This is a genomic window from Acinetobacter sp. ANC_7553 (genome assembly GCF_056779895.1).
The window spans coordinates 148,781-172,302 of the sequence record NZ_JBWYIV010000005.1 but is presented as its reverse complement, the minus strand read 5'-3'; the positions used below and the strand labels follow the sequence as shown (position 1 = coordinate 172,302).

Annotated in this window: 23 protein-coding genes and 1 pseudogene; 19 read left to right on the top strand and 5 right to left on the bottom strand. The window is 38.1% G+C overall.

The genetic code is table 11. From position 1 onward, the window contains the following. From AC1M9I_RS05980 to AC1M9I_RS05945, 8 genes and pseudogenes are all read left to right on the top strand, one after another. Nucleotides 1-746: pseudogene (locus tag AC1M9I_RS05980) on the top strand (hypothetical protein); the annotation flags it as partial. Between the two features lie 11 nt (nt 747-757). After that, nucleotides 758-1,870: an Imm72 family immunity protein gene (locus tag AC1M9I_RS05975; protein ID WP_481594737.1), complete on the top strand. Its 1,113-nt coding sequence runs from the start codon at nt 758-760 to the stop codon at nt 1,868-1,870. Further along, entirely contained in the window at nt 1,870-2,058 is a 189-nt protein-coding gene (locus AC1M9I_RS05970; protein WP_481594736.1) for a hypothetical protein, read from the top strand. Before AC1M9I_RS05975 ends, AC1M9I_RS05970 begins: the two co-directional genes overlap by 1 nt. Before the next feature lie 7 nt (nt 2,059-2,065). Next, nucleotides 2,066-2,998, top strand: a complete 933-nt coding sequence (locus AC1M9I_RS05965) for an IS5 family transposase (RefSeq protein WP_481610818.1) — start codon at nt 2,066-2,068, stop codon at nt 2,996-2,998. Nucleotides 2,999-3,037: 39 nt separating this feature from the next. Next, a complete protein-coding gene (locus AC1M9I_RS05960; protein WP_481610817.1) occupies nt 3,038-3,757 on the top strand; it encodes a hypothetical protein in 720 nt (239 codons plus the stop codon). A gap of 1 nt (nt 3,758) precedes the next feature. Further along, nucleotides 3,759-4,172: a hypothetical protein gene (locus tag AC1M9I_RS05955; protein ID WP_481610816.1), complete on the top strand. Its 414-nt coding sequence runs from the start codon at nt 3,759-3,761 to the stop codon at nt 4,170-4,172. Between the two features lie 266 nt (nt 4,173-4,438). After that, nucleotides 4,439-4,849, top strand: a complete 411-nt coding sequence (locus tag AC1M9I_RS05950) for a transposase family protein (protein ID WP_481610815.1) — start codon at nt 4,439-4,441, stop codon at nt 4,847-4,849. Then, complete coding sequence (locus AC1M9I_RS05945; protein ID WP_481610814.1) at nt 4,797-5,267, top strand: transposase; 471 nt, start codon at nt 4,797-4,799, stop codon at nt 5,265-5,267. Before AC1M9I_RS05950 ends, AC1M9I_RS05945 begins: the two co-directional genes overlap by 53 nt. Before the next feature lie 238 nt (nt 5,268-5,505). Here the strand turns inward: AC1M9I_RS05945 and AC1M9I_RS05940 are convergent, their stop codons facing one another. Continuing rightward, nucleotides 5,506-6,285: a ferredoxin--NADP reductase gene (locus AC1M9I_RS05940; RefSeq protein WP_035267346.1), complete on the bottom strand. Its 780-nt coding sequence runs from the start codon at nt 6,283-6,285 to the stop codon at nt 5,506-5,508. A gap of 105 nt (nt 6,286-6,390) precedes the next feature. On the opposite strand from AC1M9I_RS05940, the gene tsaA reads away from it, so the two are divergent. The 5 genes from tsaA (at nt 6,391) to AC1M9I_RS05915 (ending at nt 11,632) form a co-directional block, all read left to right on the top strand. Next, nucleotides 6,391-7,110, top strand: coding sequence for a tRNA (N6-threonylcarbamoyladenosine(37)-N6)-methyltransferase TrmO (gene tsaA, locus AC1M9I_RS05935; RefSeq protein ID WP_481594733.1), 720 nt, complete (start codon nt 6,391-6,393; stop codon nt 7,108-7,110). A 128-nt stretch (nt 7,111-7,238) separates the two neighbouring features. Next, on the top strand, nt 7,239-8,996 hold the full coding sequence (tfpB, locus tag AC1M9I_RS05930; protein ID WP_035267342.1) for a type IV pilus assembly ATPase TfpB: 1,758 nt from the start codon (nt 7,239-7,241) through the stop codon (nt 8,994-8,996). 108 nt (nt 8,997-9,104) lie between these two features. Then, on the top strand, nt 9,105-9,476 hold the full coding sequence (locus AC1M9I_RS05925) for a NirD/YgiW/YdeI family stress tolerance protein (RefSeq protein WP_373683345.1): 372 nt from the start codon (nt 9,105-9,107) through the stop codon (nt 9,474-9,476). A 146-nt stretch (nt 9,477-9,622) separates the two neighbouring features. Then, complete coding sequence (locus AC1M9I_RS05920; RefSeq protein ID WP_481590258.1) at nt 9,623-10,288, top strand: response regulator transcription factor; 666 nt, start codon at nt 9,623-9,625, stop codon at nt 10,286-10,288. 9 nt (nt 10,289-10,297) lie between these two features. Then, nucleotides 10,298-11,632 carry a sensor histidine kinase gene (locus tag AC1M9I_RS05915; protein ID WP_481610813.1) on the top strand — a complete coding sequence of 445 codons (1,335 nt, stop codon included), beginning with the start codon at nt 10,298-10,300 and terminating at the stop codon, nt 11,630-11,632. A 100-nt stretch (nt 11,633-11,732) separates the two neighbouring features. Here the strand turns inward: AC1M9I_RS05915 and hemP are convergent, their stop codons facing one another. Continuing rightward, a complete protein-coding gene (gene hemP, locus AC1M9I_RS05910) occupies nt 11,733-11,903 on the bottom strand; it encodes a hemin uptake protein HemP (RefSeq protein WP_035267337.1) in 171 nt (56 codons plus the stop codon). Nucleotides 11,904-12,039: 136 nt separating this feature from the next. On the opposite strand from hemP, the gene AC1M9I_RS05905 reads away from it, so the two are divergent. Beyond that, nucleotides 12,040-12,942, top strand: coding sequence for a thiamine phosphate synthase (locus AC1M9I_RS05905; RefSeq protein WP_481610812.1), 903 nt, complete (start codon nt 12,040-12,042; stop codon nt 12,940-12,942). Nucleotides 12,943-12,973: 31 nt separating this feature from the next. Here the strand turns inward: AC1M9I_RS05905 and AC1M9I_RS05900 are convergent, their stop codons facing one another. Next, nucleotides 12,974-13,543 carry a tetratricopeptide repeat protein gene (locus tag AC1M9I_RS05900; protein WP_481610811.1) on the bottom strand — a complete coding sequence of 190 codons (570 nt, stop codon included), beginning with the start codon at nt 13,541-13,543 and terminating at the stop codon, nt 12,974-12,976. A 26-nt stretch (nt 13,544-13,569) separates the two neighbouring features. Beyond that, entirely contained in the window at nt 13,570-15,966 is a 2,397-nt protein-coding gene (gene mrcB / locus AC1M9I_RS05895; protein ID WP_481610810.1) for a penicillin-binding protein 1B, read from the bottom strand. A 205-nt stretch (nt 15,967-16,171) separates the two neighbouring features. Between mrcB and AC1M9I_RS05890 the strand changes: the two genes are divergently transcribed. Beyond that, nucleotides 16,172-17,113: an NAD(+) kinase gene (locus tag AC1M9I_RS05890; protein WP_092767167.1), complete on the top strand. Its 942-nt coding sequence runs from the start codon at nt 16,172-16,174 to the stop codon at nt 17,111-17,113. A gap of 2 nt (nt 17,114-17,115) precedes the next feature. Further along, nucleotides 17,116-17,382 (top strand): YeaC family protein, encoded by a 267-nt coding sequence (locus tag AC1M9I_RS05885; RefSeq protein ID WP_035267325.1) that lies wholly within the window; start codon nt 17,116-17,118, stop codon nt 17,380-17,382. A 49-nt stretch (nt 17,383-17,431) separates the two neighbouring features. Here AC1M9I_RS05885 and AC1M9I_RS05880 read toward each other — a convergent pair whose 3' ends face one another. After that, a complete protein-coding gene (locus AC1M9I_RS05880; RefSeq protein ID WP_481610809.1) occupies nt 17,432-18,433 on the bottom strand; it encodes a glycosyl transferase family protein in 1,002 nt (333 codons plus the stop codon). 211 nt (nt 18,434-18,644) lie between these two features. Between AC1M9I_RS05880 and AC1M9I_RS05875 the strand changes: the two genes are divergently transcribed. The 3 genes from AC1M9I_RS05875 to AC1M9I_RS05865 all read left to right on the top strand — a co-directional run bounded on the left by AC1M9I_RS05875 (nt 18,645) and on the right by AC1M9I_RS05865 (nt 23,444). Beyond that, on the top strand, nt 18,645-19,787 hold the full coding sequence (locus AC1M9I_RS05875) for an acyl-CoA dehydrogenase family protein (protein WP_035267322.1): 1,143 nt from the start codon (nt 18,645-18,647) through the stop codon (nt 19,785-19,787). A gap of 281 nt (nt 19,788-20,068) precedes the next feature. Further along, entirely contained in the window at nt 20,069-21,178 is a 1,110-nt protein-coding gene (pheA, locus tag AC1M9I_RS05870) for a prephenate dehydratase (protein ID WP_035267321.1), read from the top strand. Nucleotides 21,179-21,197: 19 nt separating this feature from the next. Continuing rightward, nucleotides 21,198-23,444, top strand: a complete 2,247-nt coding sequence (locus AC1M9I_RS05865) for a bifunctional prephenate dehydrogenase/3-phosphoshikimate 1-carboxyvinyltransferase (protein WP_481610808.1) — start codon at nt 21,198-21,200, stop codon at nt 23,442-23,444. The last annotated feature ends 78 nt before the right edge of the window (nt 23,445-23,522 follow it).

Sequence of the window (23,522 nt, the reverse complement as noted above, 5' to 3'; positions counted from 1 at the left end):
TAGCTTCTACTGCTAGAAAAACGATTCCAAGTAAAGGACATAAACCAGCATCTTTAAGTCATTATATTCATAAAGAGGGATGGCCGGATTTAGCTAAGAAGAAAAATGATTCTGCGACAAATGATGTTTTAAAATATTATGTAATAGCCTCATTTAGTCAGAAAGCTAATATTGAAGCAAAGTTATATAAACCTGGTGCTAGAGTTGGCTGGAAACGAATCATTGATCAAAAAAAACCATATAAATCTGGTGCGTATTGGGCGGATAAAATGCCAATTAATGGCACAGCATGGCGTTTTGATTATGCTGTAAAAAGTGACTGGTCTAAAAATGGTATATTTGTGGCCCTAGACCGTATACCTACCATAGCTGAGTTAGAAAAATTAAATATTGTTGTACCTAAAAATTGGCAAGGCTTAAAAGTATGGGAAGGTCAGGTTGCAGAGCAACTTGATTTAGAAAAAATGCAAGGCAGTGGATTGTTGTTAGCTGGTGGTGAAAAACAGTTATATATAGATTTTGGCCACCCAGACAATCAGCCGATCAGGCAATATATTGAAAACATGGTTAAAATTCAAAAAACCAATTGGAATGATGCCATTCTTCCAAAAAAATTAGAAGATACGGTTGCGTATTTGGCGGCAAGAGAAAAAGCACAGAAAACTGTTCAACAGGGTCAGGTAGCTCGTGGTGTGTCTGCGACAGGTCGAGCAAATACTAAGCATGAGCAAAGTAAGGCGAATTAAGGGAATTTATGATGTATATCATTGATCAGAAAGCGAGAGACCAAACTTTTTATCTCATGAAAAAATATACCAGTTATCGGTATTTATATGTTGCATATGAACTGGAGAAAGAATTTGTAGACGCATTTGAGCAACAATTAAGGCATCCTCCTCTAAACTTATTAAATGAACCTGAAGGCTTTAAGGAGAGTCATGAAGAAGAATTATTATATTATTTGAGTGATCTAAGTGATACAGAAAAAGGTTTAACAGAACTGAGAAAAAGCAAATTCAAAAAAGAAGCATATGATCTTTATTTTGAAGGGAATATTCAGGGGAGGATTTTTGGTCGCTATGGTGATGAACATGGCTTGCTATATGATGTTTTTTATCAAAACCTAGGCATAGGTCAAGAGCCAAATGGAAATATTTTTATTGAACATGACCACACACGATATATTTTAAAATTATTGATAGCAAGAGCTATGGAGGGTATCACAGTTAATACTTTGTATAACGTTTCATATGATGTACCAAATAATAATCGAATTTATTATAAGAAATGGAGCTATGAATCTTTATTTAGTAAACTAAACTGGCCACCATGTAAGCAAATCGTTGAACCGATCATCCCTTGCCCAAATTATAATGAAAGCTCAAAAGGTCAAATTCATTCAGGTGAAGAAATCCAAATTTCAGGCATTTATGAACCATGGTTCGAAAAACCTGTCTATCAAAAATTAACCAATGATTCTGACTATAATATTTATGTTGGATGTCCAAACTACTTTTTAGAAGGGACAGAAGCAACCCAATATAAATTGGAAGGCACTGACGATTGGTATGATGTTAAATGGCGTTTAATTTGGGAAGACAATCGCTATATAGATGGAACCATACCCGAAGAAGAAAAGAATTATATTTTTGATATAGAAAATATAGGAAAACAAGCCAATCAACCCGAAATTGAATCAACTGAAAAACTAAATATGGCGGCTGGGCGGGTTTGTCCTAAAGCTGGATATTGGTATACAACAGCGAAATCAAATTCACGGCAATATTTTAAACAGGGTGAGATCTTTCCAAATTATGAAAGTGATTGGGGGGAAACAATTTGGTATTTGGAAGTGACGAATAAGAAATAATGTCTAAGTTTAAGATTCATCCTCAAGAAATCTATTTATTAGAACGCTACAGCTCAGCAGAGTATTTTAAAGAACTAGTCGATGCTTTTGAGCAGATGCTCACCGCTGCTGAGCGTGCACTTGAACTTTTTATGTCAGACCGGCTTTGTTGCAGAAAGCTATTCTTAAGGGCTTCTTCAGCCATATAATTTTCAAATGAAGAAGCCTACACACAAAATCTACCGCACAACCAATTGGCCCGCATATAACCGAGCACTCATTAATCGCGGAAATATTGCCATTTGGTTTGATCCTACTACGCAATGGTATGCTCTATCAAAAGGCAAACAAGGACGAAATAAAACCTACTCCGACGCAGCCATCCAATGCTGCTTAATGATTAAATCCTTATTTCGTCTGTCTTTACGTATGGTCACTGGCTTTGTGCAAAGTCTGATTAAACTTTGCGGATTAAATTGGACAGCGCCAGATTACAGTACGCTTTGTAGAAGACAAAAGTATATTGATATTGCAATCAGCTACCAAAAAAGTAACTATGGGCTGCATCTACTCATGGACTCTACAGGCTTGAAGTTTCTAGGTGAGGGTGAATGGAAACGCAAGAAACATGGACCTGAATATCGTCGCCAATGGCGTAAGCTACATATTGCTATAGATGCCAAAACCCTACAAATACGCGCTATTCAGCTCACAACCAATAATGTCAGTGATTCACAGGTGCTTGGTGATTTACTTAATCAGATTCCACAAGATGAGCAGATTGACTCTGTTTATACCGATGGAGCTTATGACACCAAGCAATGCCGTCAGGTCATTGCAGATCGGCAAGCACATGCGGTGATTCCACCTAGAAAAAATGCGAAACCATGGAAAGATACAAAGAGTTGCTCGCTAGAGCGAAATGAATTACTTCGAACAGTTAAACGTTTAGGCAGGACATTATGGAAAAAATGGTCAGGCTATCATCGCCGCAGTTTGGTGGAAACCAAGATGCATTGCATCAAATTATTAGGCGATAAATTAATGGCAAGAAGCTTTCCTAGTCAGGTGAATGAAATTCATGCACGTGTAGCAGTCCTCAACAGATTTACGGAATTAGGTCGACCACTTACCCAAGTTACGCCTTAAATTTGGCTCAATTAGGGGCGCTTTGCATTTCAAATCTTTGTGCAACAAAGCCGTATGATTGGCTCAATCTATACAACTGCAAAAAACGTTGTGGATGGCTCAATACTTTTCGTTGAAGAAGCTAAAAATAAAACTTTAGGTTCATACTCTCAAATTGTGAAGAATTATGTAGCTGAACATGAAAAAAAATCACGTCTATCAAATGATAAACATTTTGCAAAATTTCAAGCTGACAACGCACCACTTTTTAAAGACTTTGAAAATAGGATTTCAAAAAATATATTTCAATGGGACACAGGAATTAAGACCAATAACTTACGACGCCAATTAAAAAATACAGCTTTTGTTAAAGGGGCTAACTATCAAGGGGGCATACCTGGATATTTGAAAAATATGAATGAGGTAGGTCGCATCAGTAAAAATCTGAGGTGGGGCGGTAATTTGATGATTGGTATGAGTATTGGTGAAGGTGGCTATAATATTTACAAATCCGCAGAAACAGGAGATGCTAAGCAAATTAGAAAAGCTGTATTGGTTGAGCCTTTGAAAGTAGGAGGAAGTATATATGGAGGAACAAAAGGAGCTGCTATCGGTGGTGCTGCTGCTTTAGTAATTGGCGTAGGGACTGGTGGTATTGGACTAGTTGTTATAGGGGCTTGTGCTGTTTTAGGTGGATTAGGAGGAGGTATTATTGGCGGTAAAATCGGTGAAACTATAGGAAATGGTGCTGATCGTAGTATAAATTGGATGATAGATTAAAATGTTTGAAAAAACTTTGGAGATAATATTTGCTCTTACAGGTGCTCTTTGGCTTTCAATCTCATTGATAACAAGTTTCAAAAGCTATGCATACGTTAAAAAAAATCTAGGTTCTATCTCAGAATTATTGTTTGGCAATCCTAAGTATTTTAAAAAATTAGATTTAACTAATTTTTTTTTGATAGAGACAACAACAGCAATTATTGCAGCTGCTAGGTTTAGAGAATTAAAAATATTAAAACGAGACATTGTTTTCTCAAAAGGGCTATTTCCTTTAGCTCCTAATCTTAATGATAAAAATCTTAACTTATTATTAAAAAAACATGGGCAATGGTATAATTCTGTCGTAAAGAATATAATTATTTCAGCATTTTGTTTACTTCTATTAGGAACTATATTATTAATTTTAAAGTAAATAGGTAATAGCTTGAATGTTCTAATTTTTTCTGTAAAGCGAACAAGGTTTAGAAAGTATAATTAAATTTTCTATTTAAAAATGGTTTTGTTGCATAAATATGTAAGCATCTGATTTAAATAAATTTAATTTTGGATCAAAAGATAATCAAAACCTTTAAAATCATATAGTTATGAAGTCTTTGTGCAACAAATCCGATCTCTTTCATAAATCAAAAAAAGATCTATCCCTTGCTGACTATTTGTACCGAATAATTTTAAATATTCATGCATAATTTGCGAACGAAATACATCGACTCAAAGAAGCTCTCTGAAACACAGTTTAAGCGATATACAGGCATCTCATGGTCAACCTTTGATTTAATGGCTAAACAGCTAAAAATGCTTGTACCTGCTAAAGGTAGACCATCTAAGTTAAGTGTAGAAGATCAAATCCTTCTGTGCTTAAGTTATTGGCGTGAATATCGAACATTGTTTCATGTCGCAACGAGTTATGGTGTGTCAGAGCCTACTGCTTCAAGAATCGTCCGCCACGTAGAGGATTGCCTGATCAAGTCCAATCTATTTAACTTACCCAAGAGTTTGCCTGAAGGTGAAGGTATCGACTGGAATGTGGTGATCGTAGATGCCACAGAAATTCCAATACAAAGACCTAAAAAAACAGAAGAAAAGCTATAGTGGTAAGAAGAAAGCTCATATTTTCAAAGTACAAGCCATCATCCACTCTAAGACTCAGCAAATTCTGAGTTTATGTACGAGTCGTGGTGCAGTACATGATTTCGAGCTCTTCAAACGCAACCTGAATCAAATTCCTAAAGGGTCTTTTATCCTTGCAGATAAAGGCTATCAAAGGATTTATACGGTGTATCCAAATAGTCTATTGCCATTAAAAGCAAAAAAGCACTGTAAACTAGAACCTGAGCTAAAAGTTTACAATCAAGAAATCAATAAAAGAAGAATTGGGATTGAGCATGTATTTGGGACTTTGAAGACCTTTAGAATCCTTGCTGAGCGATACCGTAATCGAGGCAAAAGATTGGGATTAAGATTCAGTTTAATCGCAGGGATTTATAATTTAGAACTGAGTAAAAAATGATTTATGAAAGAACCCTATTGTTTACTAGTATTAAAGTTAATACATTAGAAACTAAGTGTTAGTGATTACTGTGAATGTTGAATATTTGAAATGACGATATTGCTTCTAGTTCAACATTGCTGAATAAAGTTGCTACAGAGTTAAATCAAGATAAAATCGATTTAAATAATAGGGTAAATATAACACTCAATAAAAAAAAACCGAGCAAAAAAGCTCGGTTTTTTTATTGTACGTAATTTTATTTTTCAACAAAAGCACGTTCAATCACATAATCACCAAGAACACCCATACGTGGAGATTCTTTTAAGCCATGTTGATCAAGAAGTGCAGCTACATCGTCAAGGAATGCAGGAGAACCACATAACATTGCACGGTCAGTTTCAGGATTAAAACGAGGTAAGCCGATTTTCTCGAAAAGAGCACCAGTTTCAATCGCAGTTGTAACACGACCTTGAGTATGGAAGTCTTCGCGTGTAACTGTTGGGTAATAAATTAACTTTTCTTTCGCACCAAGTTCCCCAAAGAACTCATGGTTTGGAATTTCATTTTGAATAAGGTCTTGATACGCCAACTCTGAGATATAACGTGTACCGTGTACAACGATGATTTTCTCGAAACGCTCATAAGTTTCTGGATCACGGATAGTCGAAAGGAAAGGAGCTAAACCAGTACCTGATGATAAAAGATACAAGTTTTTACCAGGATTTAAATCATCAAGAACAAGTGTACCAGTCGGTTTTTTAGAAACTAAAATTTCATCACCAACTTTTACTTTTTGTAGGATTGATGTCAAAGGACCATCTGGAACTTTAATAGAGAAAAACTCAAGTTCTTCTTCATAGTTCGCGCTAGCAATCGAATATGCACGCATTAAAGGCTTGCCATTGACTTCTAAACCAATCATCACAAATTGACCATTTTTAAAACGCAATGCTGTATCGCGAGTCGTTTTAAAACTGAATAATGTGTCATTCCAGTGGTGTACGTGAGTAATCTTTTCGACGTTAAAAGCAGCCATTAAAGGTCTCAATAAATTATCAAATTAGAACAGCTTGCTATTCTAAACTAAAACCATTCTCGATAAACTGAATATATTTAATTGAGCTTATCAAAAAAAGTGATTATGAATGAGCTGACTTTACCTGTGATTGGTATAATGAGATCTCCCTACAAAGAAAAGTTTGGTATTCCACGTCAGCCAAATTTAGTAAATGTTGAAAGTTATATTGAACTGTTGGCGCCATATAATGATGAACTGGCTTTTGAAGGTATACATGATTTCAGTCACTTATGGCTGATTTGGCAGTTTCACGATAATAAAAATCAGGATAATCAAAAATTTAAGCCTCAAGTTAGACCACCACGTTTAGGTGGAAATAAAAAAGTGGGAGTCTTTGCGACAAGAAGCATGTACCGTCCAGCACCTATCGGCATGTCAGTCGTACAATTCAAAAAACTTTTTAAAGAAGGTGATTCTTTGAGATTGTATGTGTCTGGCAGTGATTTACTAGATGGAACACCCGTTATCGATATCAAACCATATATTCAATATTCTGATGCCTTGGTTGAGGCGACGAGCGGTTATGCACAGGATAAGCCAATTCAAAAAAAAGTTGTTTGGTCAAAAACTGCTGAAATTCAGCGAAATCAACAGTTGGATCAACAATGTGTCGCTGAAAGTTTAATCAAGGAATTGGAACAAGTTTTGTCATTTGATCCAAGACCATCTTATCAAAATGATCCTGAGCGAATTTATGGGCTAAGTTTCGGCCTCTTAAATGTCAAATTTAAAGTGGATATTGAGGTTGAGATCGTTGCACTTGAACTTTGTGCAAACGAATAAATTGTTGGACTGATGTATTTAAAGCTGAATTTGATCTAATGAATTTAATTGTAAATTCTGAATAGGCTAAAGGCTAATGTTGAATAAAGAATTTGCTATAGTTGGGCTCAAGGAATGGGGCAATTTGAATGAATTTTAATTTTGAAATTGATACAACATGGTGTTTAGAACAACTACTAAAAGATGGTCGTATTTTAGAGCGAGATAAGTTGCTCATACAAACCCGACACCGCCAAAAAGATCAATTTAAATGGCATCCATTGCAGTGGATTGCTCATTTTGAATTGGTAGATCAAGTTCAACCTCAACATAAGTTAACATTGCAACGCTTATGTGAGTGGTTAGCATTAAAAACACAACTCCAATATTATGTGATTGACCCGCTTAAAGCAGATGTTGCAGCACTGACTCAGGTCATGTCACAAGAATATGCATTCAAAAATAAAATTCTAGCGGTGGAGGTGCATCCTGATCAGATCTTAATTGGTACAGATCAACCATTCTTGGATGATTGGGTTAAGAATTTAGAAAAGAGCTTAAGTCCTAAAAAAATTGTTAAGGTTTTACTGAATCCAGAGCAGTTACAACGTTACTTGATTGAATATTATCAAGTGAGCCGAGCAGTAAACTCTTCTCAATATTCAGGAGCTTACGACCGACAGAGCCGAGGTGTTGAATCCCTTTTACAATTGGGTGATAGTCAAAATCCTGATGCCAACGATCAGCACATCGTAAAATTAGTCGACTGGTTGCTTCAATTTGCCTTTGAACAGGGTGCGAGTGATATTCATCTTGAGCCTCGTGCGGAGAAAGGACGTGTTAGATTCCGTATCGATGGTGTGCTGCATACGATTTATAACATGCCCAGCAATACACTCACGGCAGTAATTTCTCGTATTAAAATTCTGGGTCGTATGAACGTTGCAGAAAAACGACGTCCTCAGGATGGGCGATTAAAAACGCGTACTCCTAAGGGTCAAGAAACTGAACTACGTTTATCAACTCTGCCTACTGCAGCAGGCGAAAAAATGGTAATGCGAATTTTTGATCCTGAAGTATTAGTGAGGAGTTTCCAACAACTGGGTTTTGAAGGAAAACTGCTAGAGCAATGGAATGCCATTACCAAAAATAGTCACGGCATCATTTTAGTGACAGGTCCAACTGGTTCAGGTAAAACCACAACCCTGTATTCATCAATGAAACAACTTGCGACTGAGCAATTAAATGTTTGTACGATTGAAGATCCTATTGAGATGATAGAGCCGAGCTTCAATCAGATGCAGGTAAACCCTGCAATTGATCTTCATTTCGCCGATGGTGTACGTGCCCTTATGCGCCAAGATCCAGACATTATCATGGTTGGGGAAATCCGAGACCAAGATACAGCAAATATGGCGATTCAAGCTGCATTAACAGGTCATCTCGTACTTTCAACACTTCATACAAACGATGCACCTTCAAGCTTGACTCGTTTACATGATCTAGGGGTGCAGCCATTTTTAACAGCGGCAACAATCTTAGGGGTTTTGGCGCAAAGGCTAGTCAGAAAATTATGTTCTCATTGTAAAGAAAAACGGGAAATTAATGCTCAAGAATGGGAGCATCTGACCTATGGGTATTTAGTAAAGATGCCTGCTCAAGTGTATCATGCCAAAGGCTGTGAACATTGTCGTCACACAGGGTATAAGGGGCGGGTGGGTATATATGAATTTATGCCTGTGTCTCTAGAAACAAAACAAAAAATCAGTGCTAATCTTAATTTAGATGAATTACGTGCTCACGCAAAAAAAGAAGGTGTAGAGCCGTTGCGTATTGCGGGTGCTCGAAAAGTCCTTGAAGGGGTAACGACATTAGAAGAGGTGCTAAGAGTCGTACCACTAAGTTAATTGTCAAAGATTAATAAATATTCATATTTCTTAAGATTCGCTTCAGCATTGTTTGTTTTAATAGCTTTATCGAAACAAACATCACTTGAAAAGGTATAGAAAATGAAAATGTTTAATCAAGCTTTAATTGCGACAGCTTTAGTCGGTGCAACTACATTTGCAATGGCTAATACGGCAGTGAACCAAAGTGCTGTTAATCATGCAGCCATTGCACCACAAGCAATTACGACTGTTAAAAGTGCTTTAACTGCCAAAGATGATACGCCAGTGAAATTAAAAGGCTATATTGTTAAGGCAACTGGTGATGAAAAATATCAATTCCGCGATAGCACAGGTGTGATCACTGTGGATATTGATGATGAACTTTGGCAAGGTAAACCAATCTCTGCAAAAACACCTGTTGTATTAATTGGTGAAGTGGATATTGATTATAAGCCTGCTAAGCGTGTAGAAATTGATGTAGATCAAGTTCAATTTTAATGAGCTATTTACTGAATTGAGTATTTGATTTATGGCTTTTAAGTACTCAAACCAAAAAAACCACATTCTCCAGAAATGTGGTTTTTTTATGCATCTTTTTTTGAAAAACTTTATAGTGAATGAATTGTGGCTTAGTGAAGAGAGACATGCGTATATTATTAGCAGAAGATGATGTGTCACAAGCTGAAAGTATCAAAGCTTGGTTAGAAATGGATGGATATAGTGTTGATTGGGTCGAGCGTGGAGATCATGCGATATTAGCAATTGAGCAGCATCAATATGATTGTTTATTACTTGATCGTGGATTACCGAAAGCAACTGGTGATGACATTCTGACACATTTAAGAAAACACCAACACAATACACCAGTTATTTTTATTACAGCCCAAGACAGTATCCAAGATCGTGTTGGAGGACTTGATTTGGGGGCTAATGATTATCTAGTTAAACCATTCAGTTTAGATGAGCTCTCGGCGAGAGTGAGAGCACAACTACGTACTCAGCACAAAGGCACGTCTCAAATCCTAATGTTTGGATCCGTGAGTTTGGACCCCCAAGCCAAAGTTGTTAAATTAAATTCAGAAATTGTCAATCTCACAGCGAAAGAGTACCAAATTTTATATAAGTTAATGCAACATCCTGAACGTGTTGTGACACGTGAGCAACTAGAAGAGTCCTTATATGCTTGGGGTGATGAAATTGAAAGTAATGCAGTTGAAGTTTTTATTTATCAGATTCGGAAAAAAATAGGCTCAACCATGATTAAAACGATTCGTGGATTAGGTTATCGAATGAATCTAGATCAGACTTAAGGTAGAACAGTGTTGGATCAGCACCCTATTTCTTTACAGAATCGTCTTGTTAAGTCTTCAATGCTCAGTTCGATGTTGGCGGGCGTTGTCGCATTAATTCTTTTATTGGTGATCTCGCTTTACCAGAACATGCAGACCCATGACAATATGATGGATGAAATCGCCGATTTGATTTTGGTCAGTGATATTTCAAGTCATGTGGGAAATGAGTTAGATGATTTAAGTGAACAATTTGATATCAAATATGAATTAAAGCTCGATGAACTTATTTTGATTGAATCGCAAGACCTTGCTTTCAGTCAAATTGGTTCCAAGGTCTTTTTTCAGAATGATCACTTTGGTTTTGTTTGGCTAGAAGGACGATTATTTCGTTATTACAGTGAGCAAAGCGATCAGCAAATTCTAACTATGCTTCAACCCATGTCAGCGCGTGTTGATCAGTTATTCAAAAGTTTGCTGGGCTACGGTGGTGTTCTCATTATTTTATGGGGCATTCAATGGTTTATTCTACACTTTATTATACGACGTCAGTTTCGATCTATTCACCAACTTTCAAAATTAATATCGCAAAAGACCGTTAAGGATTTATCACCGATTACACCTTCAAAACCAGAACTAAAAGAACTGCAACCTATTGTGAGTCAAATAAACCAAATGATGGAGCGTTTAGATCGGGCAATTACTGCGGAACAACGTTTTACAGCAGATGCATCCCATGAATTAAGGTCGCCACTTTCAGCGATTCAAATGCGGTTACAACTTTTAAAACGAAAATACCAGTCTGATCATGAGGATTTGTCACAAGACTTAGAGCAGATTCTAAAAGATGTGAGTAGAGGCTCAAATATTTTAGAAAATTTACTTTTGTTGGCTAGACTTGACCCATCTTCAACGCAAGATGTACCGATACAGTCCATAGATTTAGACCGTTTGACGAAAGAGGTTTTACATTCAGTACAACCTTTGAGCCAAGAAAAAAACATTCAGTTTAAAACTGAGTTAGGAAATCATGCGATTAATGCAAATCCTGAGTTAATGTTTAGCTGCATCCGAAATTTAGTCGATAATGCAATCCGCTATACGCCACAGAATGGAATCGTTGATATTTTAATCAAACAAAATAATAATGAAATTCTATTTGTGATTGAAAATGAAGGTCACGGCATTGAGCAAACAGTGATTGATCGGCTGGGAGAAAGATTTTATCGTCAGTTAGGCACACGTACAACGGGCTCAGGATTAGGATTATCAATTTGCCGTAAAATTGTCGAATTACATCAAGCCGAGATTGTATTTAAGAAATCGAAGTTAGGTGGGTTAAAAGTTGAAATAAAATTTCATTAAAACCAGTGTCTATAAAGTTGAAGAAATAAAATTAAAGAAGCAGTATGCGCTGATTCATACTGCTTAGTTCCACGATTATTATTATCAAATTTTAGAATTTTTATTTTGTCAAAATGAGTCGATTATTTCGTGTGAGACGAAGGCGATATTCTTCTCCTGCATGCATAATGCGAATTTCTCTGCCTAGAGCAAATAGATTATTTGAGTGAAGCATTGGTAATGCTTGGTGGTTTTCGTTATTACGTGTGAATAAGCTAAATGGTGCGTTCATTCCTTGGACTCCGTGGTATGTGGTGAACTATTTAAATGATAATCATTATCGAATAGAGCTGTCAACGATAATTTTTCTCATTTATAAAAAAACATAAAATGCTTACAATTAAGTACTCATTTTTTGAAAGATAATCATGTCAAAAAAAACGATTAATGTTTCTATAGCGTTGTTATTCCATAAAAATCAAGTTCTTGTAGGGTGGAGAGAAGCCTCTTTACATCAGGGGGGGAAAGCTGAGTTTCCTGGAGGGAAAGTCGAGTTAGGAGAAACTCCTGAACAAGCTTGCCAGCGTGAAGTTCAAGAAGAGGTGGGAATTTTTCTAGATCATGTCTATTTATTTGATCTTATTACGCATGAATATGAAGATCTAATCGTAAAATTGAACATTTATCAGGCTTATGTTGATCAGTCTCTACTAGATCATATTCAAAGTCCTTGGACATGGCATGATCGTTCAGCACTAACCATTTTGAATTTTCCTAAAGCTAATGATGCCATTGTTAAACGACTACTCTGGCCGAATAAAATTGCAATAAAAAATATAGATCGTCTCGATACAACCATTGATCTTAATCGAGTTAGCTATTTGAGAACTGAAAATGCTTTAGATTTTGCGCTGCAACTCAACCAGTATAATCAACTGGATCAGCTCATTATCAATCGTGATGTGTGGATAGGATTATCAGAATCAAATCAAAAAAAAGTATTTGCCGTACAATTTAAACATGATCAGTTGATGCAATTAAATTCTGATTCATTTATGGAGGAATGGAAGGGCATTAAACGCATCGCATCCTGTCATGACCATTCTAGTGTCAGTCGAGCTGTAGCGTTAGGTTTTGATGCAATATTTTTAAGTCCAGTACTGAGTACAACATCGCATCCTCAGCAAGACCCCTTAGGTTGGTCGCAGTTTGAATTGTTAACGAAAGATATTCATATACCGGTTTATGCGCTAGGCGGTATGAAGCCTGAGTTATTAGATCAGGCCATACAACATGGAGCTTATGGAATTGCTGGTATTCGTGATTTTTAAAGGCATTAAAAAAGCAAAACTCATGCTTAAATCAAAATTTCTTGATTTGGTTTTGTGCTTCTTGAATAAGTTTATGATTTTTTTGGAGTTGACCTGATTTCAAAATAATTTGCCAAAGTTGTCGTTTCATCGTTGCTGTTTGAGCATAACTGAGACCTCGTTTTGCCAACGATTCAGCATTTTTTGCCTCATTTTTTTGATTGGCAATCATCGCGAGATACATATAGGTCTCTGCAGATTGAGGGGCAAGTCTTTGTGCTTGGAGTGCGGCTTTTTCAGCTTCACTCCATTTTGCTTGACGAAATGCATGATGGGTTTGTTGCATTAAGTTTTTAAATGCGGGAAGTTGGCGGCCATCATCGAATTTTTGAGTTGAGCTTTTCTGTTCAGGAATAACAATTTGTAATTGTTCCCGTTTAATTTCAGGTCGATCGTAAGGCGTAATTTTAATACCATCGGCATCTTTTTGGGATGGTGTTGTTTTAGTCTCAGCTTGTTTAGGTTTCTGAGACGGTTGTGAGTTTTGAGGGGAGGTTAAAGTTTGGCAACCGCCTAAGAGTAATATGCTGGCGAATAGTACGCTAAAATTCAGTTTTGTCATTAACCTTAACTCCTCCTAAACTTATTTTAAGGATTATAACTTCCACTCGAAAGTACTCGAGTGGCATTCGTATTTAAATCCCGTTCCATTTCTGTTTCGCTCTCACGAATATATTGGTCGATGCTGTCTTCTGCTGGAATTTCTTCTGCATTCGTTTCAGGAACGTAAGTCGGCTCTACTTGGTAGTGTGGTAAGCCACATGCTGTTGCGCGACGAGGAACAGTATATTTAAGTATCGGTACATAGAGCGCACCTTGACAACCTTGTGCTGAAAGCTCGCCGCTATTTGAGTCAATCCAATGCCACTGTACTTCATCAGGTTGACGTAAATTGACAGGTTTTTGCTTCAGTTGCTTCATTACGTTGGTCCACACGGGTAAAGCGCCAGATGAGCCCGTTAAGCCTGTCACTTTATTATCATCTAATCCGAGCCATACAACTGCCAAATGATTACCTGAATACCCCGCGAACCACGAGTCCCTTGTATCATTGGTCGTACCTGATTTACCCGCTAGATTTAGATTCGGAGCTAGGCCACTGTAAGCAGCACGTCCTGTACCTGCCGACATCACACGTTGTAATCCGTAATTTAAAATATAAGCAGCCGATGGGTCGATCGTTTGTTGAACATTTAAACTGTAGCGATTAATGAGCTGCCCATTGGTATCAACAACTGTTCGGATAGATTTTGTAGGATACTTAAACCCTCCAGTTGCAAAGTTGCCATAAATATTCATGATTTCCATAGGTGACATTTCAACAGCCCCTAAGAAAATCGATGGATAATTTGGAATAGGTGAAGTCACGCCAAACTTCATTAAATGATTGGTAAATGAAGAAAGTCCAAATTCTTGTCCCAAGCGAACTGTAGATAGGTTATATGAATTGGCTAAAGCTTGAACCATTGGGACGTAACCATACGAAGTTCCGCTATAATTTTTGGGTGTCCAAGTCTGATTGCGATCGACTGGCACACTAATTGGCGAGTCTTCGATTGCCATCGCCCAGTTATAACGACCAGATTCCAAAGCAGTTAGGAAAATAACAGGTTTTAATAATGAGCCTACCTGACGTTTTGCATCAACTGCGCGGTTAAAACCTGTGAAGTCAGATACTGAACCTACGGCCGCAATCAATTCACCATTTTCAGGGTGAGAAACTAATACCGCGCCTTGAAGATCTTTCAAGCGTGCAGGATTGGCCTTAGACAGTCTTGATACTGAATCTGTAAATGATTTTTGTACTTTGATTTGTGCGATTGGATCTAATGTTGTGAAAATTCGAAGACCTTGTTTCGTTAAATCGCTTTCTTGGTATTCTGTTTTGAGTTGACGACGTACGATGTCTAGGAAATCAGGGAAGCGAGCTGGACCTAAAGTCGGTTTTTTAATCACGTTTAAAGGTTTAGCTGACTCAGTTTCATATTGATCTTCAGTCAAATATCCCATGACTAACATATTGTTTAGAACAACATTACGGCGTTTTAATGCACTTTCAGGATTTCTCCAAGGATTGTATAAGCTAGGACCTTGAACGAGTCCGACAAGGAAAGCCTGTTGCGCTATACTCAATTCTCTAAGTGGTAAACCAAAATAAAATTGAGACGCTAAACCATATCCATTGATCGAGTAATTACCATTTTGTCCTAAATTAACTTCATTCAAATATGCTTCCAGAATTTCATCTTTGTCATAATGAAACTCAAGCAACAAGGCCATAAATGCTTCATTCACTTTACGTTTGATTGTGCGTTCAGGGGTCAAATAAAAGTTTTTAACCAATTGCTGCGTGAGTGTAGAGCCACCTTGACGCTTACCACCAGTAACGTTGCTTACAACTGCGCGTGCTGTACCACGAAACGAGACGCCGTGATGGTGATAGAAGTTACGGTCTTCAGTGGCAATAAGCGCTTGAATTAAAGGTTTAGGAACACGATTGAGTTTAATGAGAACACGGTCTTCGTTATGTTGAGGGTAGATTCCCCCAACTAACATTGGTTCTAGACGGGCAATCCCCGTACTCGATGGTTTTGTTGCTTTAATCTCTGAAATTTGACTAGCGCCAAAACTGACTTGGAGGATTTGTTCTGGTTCTACACTATCACCAAAATCGAAACCACGCGTGTGGACATATATAGTATTGCCTTGAACCAAAAAATTACCTGGCTTGGTATAGTCTTCAGCGTTTTTGTAACCCAACAGACCTAGCTCTTGAATGAAGTTTTGTTGCTCAACAGGTGCATTAGCATAAACTTCCAAGGGGCGTGCATATACTTTCGCTGGAATATCCCAACGATTGCCTTCAAATTTATCGCGAATAATATTATCTAAACGGATTAGATAAATACTAAAAGCCACAAATGCAGAAATCACCAGCACTGAGAAAATCAATGCAATTAAGCCAATACCACGTTCAAACTTCATAGATCAAAAAGCAAAACCCTGTTTTATTGCGCTCATCATGCGAAGCTTTTTTATAATTTGCAATAATTAAACTGTGAATTTATGCCTTTTTTAGATAAATGTAATGATTTATCTAATTCAATATTAAGGAGAAAATGTGAAATTATTCGTGAAATTCATAACATGAAACAGGCTTGAAATATGTAAGTCACAGAATGATGATGATATGATACTCAACAATTCATCTGGAGCCGTAGCATACGTGCAACTTTCAGCAAAGTCATTTCGTAATATTGGATTAATTGGACGACCAGATAAATCATCTGTGGTTGAGACTTTAAGTCTAATTCATGACCATTTGATTAGTTTAGGTTTGCATCCAGTTTTTGATTCAGAAACCGCTAAATTGGTCCCTTATAAAAATTCGCAAACGGTCAGTCGAGCTTTATTGGGTGAAGTTACAGATTTGGTGATTGTCGTAGGTGGTGATGGTTCATTGCTTCAAGCGGCTAGATCTTTAGTGAAATACAATACTCCAGTCATCGGGGTAAACCGTGGGCGTTTAGGTTTCCTAACAGATATCAAACCGACAGAAGTGTTATTTAAATTAGATCAAGTCTTGAAAGGTGAGTTTCAGCTAGATCGCCGTTTTTTATTAGAAGTCGAAGTTCGTAGTAAAAATGAACTGATTTATGATGCAATAGCATTGAATGATGTGGTTCTGCATTCAGGTAAGTCAGTCCATATGATTGAGTTTGATCTTCATATTGATGGTCAATATGTTTATCGCCAACACAGTGATGGTTTGATTGTATCGACACCTACGGGTTCAACAGCATACGCACTTTCTGGTGGCGGTCCAATTTTGCACCCAAGTATGGATGCGATCGCGCTAGTGCCAATGCACCCGCATACGCTTTCTTCTCGTCCGATTGTGGTGGGTGGTCAAAGTGAAATTAAAATTCAAATTCGTAAGAATCGAGTGTTGCCAATGGTGAGTGCTGATGGGCAACACAGTGTTTCTTTAAATGAAGGTGATTGGTTGCATATTCGCAAACATCCTTTCAAACTTACTTTATTACATCCACCTGGATACGACTTTTATATGGCATGTCGTACCAAACTAGGATGGAATCAAGATTACGATTCATTTCATCAGCAGGACTAAACATGAATATTGAACAAATGTTATCAGTTTTGGATGCAGACATCGTTGCTCGTTTAAGAACTGCCGTTGAAATCGGTAAATGGCCAAACGGTGTAGCTTTAACTCAAGAGCAGCGTCAGATTTCAATGCAAGCAGTCATTGCTTGGGAAGCTAAAAATCTGCCAGAAACAGAAAGATCAGGGTATATTGATAAAGGTCATAAAGAGGAAGGTGATGAATGTGATTCACATGTTCCAGAGCCAGAATTTCAACCTATACGTTTTGTATAATCTTCTATGTTAAAAAAGACACCTGATAGTGTCTTTTTTTAATCCGAATTTAAACTCGATGACGTGACTGCCAGTATTCTTGAGCCAAGGTCTGTGCTTGTGTAAATGTTTCAGCCACATTCATAGTGTAGATTGCGATTGCCATAGTTTCAATAACAGCCACCTCTCCATAGCTATGGTGGGCATCACCTAACCATACGGCATTGAAAGTATCTAAGTTCAACTCTTCTTCAATTGCTGAACGATCAGCTGTGAGTTTCGGAAGTTCAAGCTCATACAGTTCACCGTCTCGTATACCGCAAATTAAGGTTTTTGCATCTGGGTTTCGTTCAAATTCACCGCCTTCACCTTTAATCACCGCACTGTTAACGTAACCTAATTTGGCAGCAGTCTGTTGATGAGAACTGCGATACGCAGGGTGAAATATCGCTTGCAAAGTGGCTTTGGCATTGAAGGGATTGATGAGTCGTGAAAGCGTATGAATGGGTGAGCGTAAGCCCATGATATTGCGTAATGCAATTAAATCACTCAAGGTAGGTGAAATGACTTCGAGTGGTATATAGGCAAAGTTATGCTGATTCAGTTCTGATGCCACTTCGTTTTCATTTTGACAAATGGTATAACCTAAATACTGTAAAACTTGTTCTGTATATAATCGATTAATGGTATGTCCAGAAGCCCCATGCATTACAATACGATGACCATGTTTTGCTAAGCTTAACGCCGATAAGATAAACCACGGATAGTGTTTGCGTTTCCCCGCGTAAGATGGCCAGTCTAGGTCGACATCAATAGCTCTAAATTTAAGTTGATCACGAGTCGCTTGCACAAAGCCAGCCAGTTCATCTACAGATTCTTCTTTCACTCGTAAAAGCATTAAAAAAGCACCCAGCTGAACGTCTAATACCTCATTTTTTAAAATCATCTCAAATGCTTGATAGGCTTCTTCATAGGTCAGTGATCGCGCACCATTTTTTCCTTTGCCAAGAATACGAACAAATTGCGCAAATGGGTGTTCAAAGTCTTTATATAAATTACGTTTTGTATTCATGATCAATGCAGTTGGATGTTCTTAATGACAGTGTAATGTGGAATGATGCTTGGACTAAAAGCTAAATATAAAACTTAATGACCAAGCATTATTTTTAGCTTTTGAGACTGACCAAATTGTATGAATTTTCAAGCGCTTTTGTCCATGACAACTGGAAAAAAACGGGATAGCATGAAAACTTATAAAAAAATGAAGTGTAAGGAACACAAGAATGTTGGCATATGATGCAGATTTAGAATTATTCCGTGATAATTTCAAACGTTTTATGAGTGAGCACGTTGCTCCTCATTATGAGCAGTGGGAACGTGAAGGAAAAATGCCACGTTCAGTGTGGAATGCACTTGGTGAAAATGGCTTCTTGTGCGTAGATGTTCCTGAAGAATATGGTGGTTATGGTGTTCCAACAGAATATTCTTTAATGTTGGTTGAAGAGTCGGCACGTGCAGGTTATAGCGCATTATCGACAGGTATTTCATGTCACTCAGAAATTGCAGCACCATATATTCTACACATCGCGAACGAAGAACAAAAAAAATACTGGTTGCCAAAAATGGTTTCTGGTGAAGTGGTGGGAGCAATTGGAATGACAGAGCCAGGTGCTGGTTCTGATTTACAAGCCATCCGTACGAATGCCATTTTGAATGGTGATCATTATGTTTTGAATGGCTCTAAAACCTTTATTTCAAATGGTCAGCATGCAGACTTGGTTGTACTTGCCGTTAAAACAGATCCTCAGGCACGTGCTAAAGGCGTCTCTCTTTTATTGGTTGATACTCATCTAGAAGGGTTTAAAAAAGGTACAAATCTCGACAAAATCGGTTTGCATTCCCAAGATACCTCGGAACTCTTTTTTGACAATGTAAAAGTTCCAGCTGATCAGCTTTTAGGTCAAGCGGGTCAGGGATTTGCATATTTGATGCAAGAATTACCACGTGAGCGGACAGCGATTGCTGCGACAGCATTAGGGGCAATTAGAGGTTCAATTGATGTGACTGTTCAATATGTCCAAGAGCGTCAGGCCTTTGGTCAAAAAATTGGACAATTCCAAAATTCTCGTTTTGTTTTAGCACAAGCGAAAATCGATGAACTGGCTACAGCCGCGTTTTATAATCAAAACCTAGCATTGTATAAAGAAGGGAAATTGGATGTTGAAACAGCAGCTGCATTAAAAAGTTTCAGTACAGATATGCAAATGAAAGTGGCGGATAATCTACTGCAACTCTTTGGTGGCTATGGCTATATGACGGAATATCCTATTTCACGCTTCTTTGTGGATGCACGTATTCAACGAATCTACGGCGGAACCAACGAAATCATGAAAGAAATCGTAGCACGTGGCATGCTAGGACGTTAATTTTCTATCCGTATTTACATCTCGCTTGATGAATACAAGCGAGATGTATTCAAATGTGTTTTCAATTTTAAAACTTATAGAACGAACTGATTTAAAAAAAAGATTAAAGCTATCCTATTCAATGTTCTTGTCTTTTTTCTAATTTATAGCGCATATTGGATTGATGATTATTTCAACTGTATATTTTTAAGTCTTATTGCCATAAAGTTTGGTTGCTTAACATTTGAAAGCTAACTATTGTTATACTGTTTACATAACTGATTCTGTAAGGCGACATTACAATGATCAACGATGATCAAAACACGACGAATTCTTTAGACTTAGCTAAAATCCGCGAAGATATCGACTCAGTAGATCAACAACTCCAACAACTGATTAACCGTCGAGCACGACTTGCTGAAGCTGTAGCAAAAGCAAAATTTGCTTCTGAAGAAAATCCAATGTTTTATCGTCCTGAGCGTGAAGCACAAGTTTTGCGTAATGTGATGGAGCGTAATGAAGGTCCTTTATCTGACGTGACGATGGCGCGTTTGTTTAGAGAAATTATGTCTGCGTGCCTTGCTTTAGAAGCACCACAAAGCATTGCTTTCCTTGGTCCAGTAGGAACTTACACCCATTCGGCAGTACTGAAGCATTTTGGACATGATGCGGTTGTGCGCCCACTTCCTACAATTGATGAAGTGTTCCGTGAAGTCGAAGCAGGCAGTGCACATTATGGTTTAGTTCCTGTTGAGAACTCATCCGAAGGCGTGGTTAACCACACGCTTGATTGTTTTAAAGCGTCACATTTAAATGTGATTGGTGAAGTTGAATTACGTATTCATCATCAATTTTTGATTTCTTCAAATACGCGTAAAGACAGCATTAAACAAATCTATGCGCATCAACAAACTTTAGCTCAATGTCGTGGCTGGCTCGATGCTCATTATCCAGGTGTTGAACGTGTGGCTTTGAGTTCGAATGCTGAAGCTGCTCGCCGTATCCGTAATGAATGGCATTCTGCGGCAATCGCATCTGAAACAGCTGCGAGCTTATATGATTTAGAAATCTTACATAGCAATATTGAAGATAATCCAGAAAATACAACACGCTTCTTAGTTATTGGGCGTGAAAAAGTACCACAAAGTGGTAATGATAAAACTTCTTTATTGATCTCTGCACATGACCGTGCAGGTGCGTTATTAGAAATTTTAGCGCCGTTCGCTAAACATAACATTAGCTTGACCAGTATCGAAACAAGACCTGCATTGCCTGAAAAATGGGCTTATGTATTCTTTATCGATTTAGAAGGGCATATCGAACAAGAGAACGTACGTGCGGCTGTCGAAGAAATTCGTCCATTAGTCAAAGAAATCCGTGTTCTTGGTTCATACCCGATTGCGGTACTTTAAAAAGAGTTGATACTTAGATATGTCTCAACCTTTATTTAAAAAAGTTGCATTTATTGGGCTAGGATTGATTGGATCAAGTTTAGCACGTGTCATTCAAACACATGGTCTTGCTGAAAATGTGGTGGCATCTACGCGATCTGTTCAAACCTTAGAAGATGCTAAAGCTTTAGGTTTGATTAGTGAAGGATATGCTAATGCCAAAGATGCAGTGGTTGATGCAGATTTAATTGTTCTTGCTTTACCCGTGAGAGCTACACAATCTGTATTAAACTCGATCAAATCTGTGATTACTCCTGATACCATAATTACAGATGTGGGCAGTACCAAAGGCAATGTTGTTGAGGCTGCAATTGCGGTTTTTGGTGAGCAGTTACCCGCAGGTTTTGTTCCAGGGCATCCAATAGCTGGTGCTGAACATACTGGTGTTCATGCAGGTAAAGTAGATTTATTTGCTAACCACAAAGTGATATTAACGCCGTTAGCAACAAGTGCTGAGTGGGCAGTGCAAAAACTAATTCAGTTATGGCAAGCTGCTCAAGCTGAAGTAATTTGTATGGATGTGGAAAAGCATGATGAAGTGCTTGCGCATACAAGTCATCTGCCTCATTTAATGGCATTCAATTTGGTTGAGCAACTTGCAAATCGTGAAGATAATCTGGACATTTTCCGCTATGCAGCTGGTGGTTTCAGAGACTTTTCTCGCATTGCGGCGAGTGATCCACAAATGTGGCATGACATATTCTTTGCCAATAAAAAAGCGATTTTGAATGCTGTTGATGGTTTTGAGAACCAATTGGCTCATATTCGACAGCTCATTGAAAACGAAGATTCAAAAGCACTCATGGGATTGCTTGGACATGCTCAAGCAGCACGCCAACATTTTAACCATATGCTTGCCAAGAAACCTTTAATGGAGAACAAAACTGTGACACAGCAATTTACTATTCTGCCGGGTGCTAAATCATTTTCTGGAAAATTTAGCGTGCCAGGTGACAAATCTGTGTCACACCGTTCAATCATGTTTGGTGCGATCGCTGAAGGTACAACACATGTTACTGGTTTCTTAGAAGGTGAAGATGCCTTAGCAACACTTCAAGCATTCCGTGATATGGGTGTAAATATTGAAGGTCCAAAAAATGGTGAAGTCACCATTCATGGTGTAGGAATGCATGGCCTTAAAGCTCCAGCAAGTGAGCTTTATATGGGTAACTCTGGGACTTCGATGCGTCTTCTGTCAGGGATGTTGTCTGCGCAAAAATTTGACTCAGTAATGACTGGTGATGCATCGTTGAGCAAACGTCCTATGGAACGTATTGCAAAGCCACTCCGTGAAATGGGTGCTCAAATTCAAACAACAGGTGAGCGTGGCACACCGCCAGTATCGATCACAGGTAATCAGCAACTTAAAGGTATTCATTACGATTTACCGATGGCTTCTGCACAAGTGAAGTCTGGCATTCTGCTCGCTGGTTTATGGGCAGAAGGTGTAACGTCGGTGACTGAGCCAGAACCGACACGTGATCACTCTGAGCGTATGTTACGTGCATTTGGGTATGATGTGAAAACTGAAGGTAACCGTATTTCTTTAAAAGGTGGTGGTAAGTTAGTTGGCACGAATATTCAAGTGCCTTCAGATATTTCATCTGCTGCGTTCTTTATGGTGGGTGCTGCCATTACTGAAAATTCAGATGTAACACTTGAGGCAGTGGGTATTAACCCTACTCGTACTGGGGTGATCGAAATTTTGAAGCAAATGGGGGCTGATATTTCAGTCGAGAATGAACGAATTGCAGGTGGTGAACCAATCGCTGATATTCGAATTCGTGGCACTCGTACTTTGAAAGGCATCCACATGCCTGAAGATCAAGTACCTTTAGCGATTGATGAATTCCCAGCATTATTTATTGCTGCAGCTTGTGCTGAAGGTCAAACAGTGTTAACTGGTGCAGCTGAACTTCGTGTAAAAGAGTCTGATCGAATCCAAGTGATGGCTGATGGATTGAAAACAATGGGTGTTGATTGTACGCCTACGGATGACGGTATTATTATTGAAGGTAAAGGTAAGTCTGGTGATTGGTCTGCTATCTTTACAGGTGGTGAAATTGAGTCACATCATGATCATCGTATTGCCATGAGTTTCTCCATTGCGGGTCTGCGTACTTCAGGCGCAATTAAAATTGTGGGAACTGAAACCGTTGCAACAAGTTTCCCAACATTTACTCAACTCACTGAACAAGCGGGTTTATCTATTCAAGTTAGTGAATAATACGACCAAAGATTTGTATATTTCTTTTCAAACAGCCAAGCAAAAGCTTGGCTGTTTTGTTTATATTGCTTATTCTAA

Coding starts and splice junctions, on each gene's coding strand:
- AC1M9I_RS05975 (WP_481594737.1), top strand. CDS start 758: ATGTATATCATTGATCAGAAAGCGAGAGACCAAACTTTTTATCTCATG.
- AC1M9I_RS05970 (WP_481594736.1), top strand. CDS start 1,870: ATGTCTAAGTTTAAGATTCATCCTCAAGAAATCTATTTATTAGAACGC.
- AC1M9I_RS05965 (WP_481610818.1), top strand. CDS start 2,066: ATGAAGAAGCCTACACACAAAATCTACCGCACAACCAATTGGCCCGCA.
- AC1M9I_RS05955 (WP_481610816.1), top strand. CDS start 3,759: ATGTTTGAAAAAACTTTGGAGATAATATTTGCTCTTACAGGTGCTCTT.
- AC1M9I_RS05950 (WP_481610815.1), top strand. CDS start 4,439: ATGCATAATTTGCGAACGAAATACATCGACTCAAAGAAGCTCTCTGAA.
- AC1M9I_RS05945 (WP_481610814.1), top strand. CDS start 4,797: ATGCCACAGAAATTCCAATACAAAGACCTAAAAAAACAGAAGAAAAGC.
- AC1M9I_RS05940 (WP_035267346.1), bottom strand. CDS start 6,285: ATGGCTGCTTTTAACGTCGAAAAGATTACTCACGTACACCACTGGAAT.
- tsaA (WP_481594733.1), top strand. CDS start 6,391: ATGAATGAGCTGACTTTACCTGTGATTGGTATAATGAGATCTCCCTAC.
- tfpB (WP_035267342.1), top strand. CDS start 7,239: ATGAATTTTAATTTTGAAATTGATACAACATGGTGTTTAGAACAACTA.
- AC1M9I_RS05925 (WP_373683345.1), top strand. CDS start 9,105: ATGTTTAATCAAGCTTTAATTGCGACAGCTTTAGTCGGTGCAACTACA.
- AC1M9I_RS05920 (WP_481590258.1), top strand. CDS start 9,623: ATGCGTATATTATTAGCAGAAGATGATGTGTCACAAGCTGAAAGTATC.
- hemP (WP_035267337.1), bottom strand. CDS start 11,903: ATGAACGCACCATTTAGCTTATTCACACGTAATAACGAAAACCACCAA.
- AC1M9I_RS05905 (WP_481610812.1), top strand. CDS start 12,040: ATGTCAAAAAAAACGATTAATGTTTCTATAGCGTTGTTATTCCATAAA.
- AC1M9I_RS05900 (WP_481610811.1), bottom strand. CDS start 13,543: ATGACAAAACTGAATTTTAGCGTACTATTCGCCAGCATATTACTCTTA.
- mrcB (WP_481610810.1), bottom strand. CDS start 15,966: ATGAAGTTTGAACGTGGTATTGGCTTAATTGCATTGATTTTCTCAGTG.
- AC1M9I_RS05890 (WP_092767167.1), top strand. CDS start 16,172: ATGATACTCAACAATTCATCTGGAGCCGTAGCATACGTGCAACTTTCA.
- AC1M9I_RS05885 (WP_035267325.1), top strand. CDS start 17,116: ATGAATATTGAACAAATGTTATCAGTTTTGGATGCAGACATCGTTGCT.
- AC1M9I_RS05880 (WP_481610809.1), bottom strand. CDS start 18,433: ATGAATACAAAACGTAATTTATATAAAGACTTTGAACACCCATTTGCG.
- AC1M9I_RS05875 (WP_035267322.1), top strand. CDS start 18,645: ATGTTGGCATATGATGCAGATTTAGAATTATTCCGTGATAATTTCAAA.
- pheA (WP_035267321.1), top strand. CDS start 20,069: ATGATCAACGATGATCAAAACACGACGAATTCTTTAGACTTAGCTAAA.
- AC1M9I_RS05865 (WP_481610808.1), top strand. CDS start 21,198: ATGTCTCAACCTTTATTTAAAAAAGTTGCATTTATTGGGCTAGGATTG.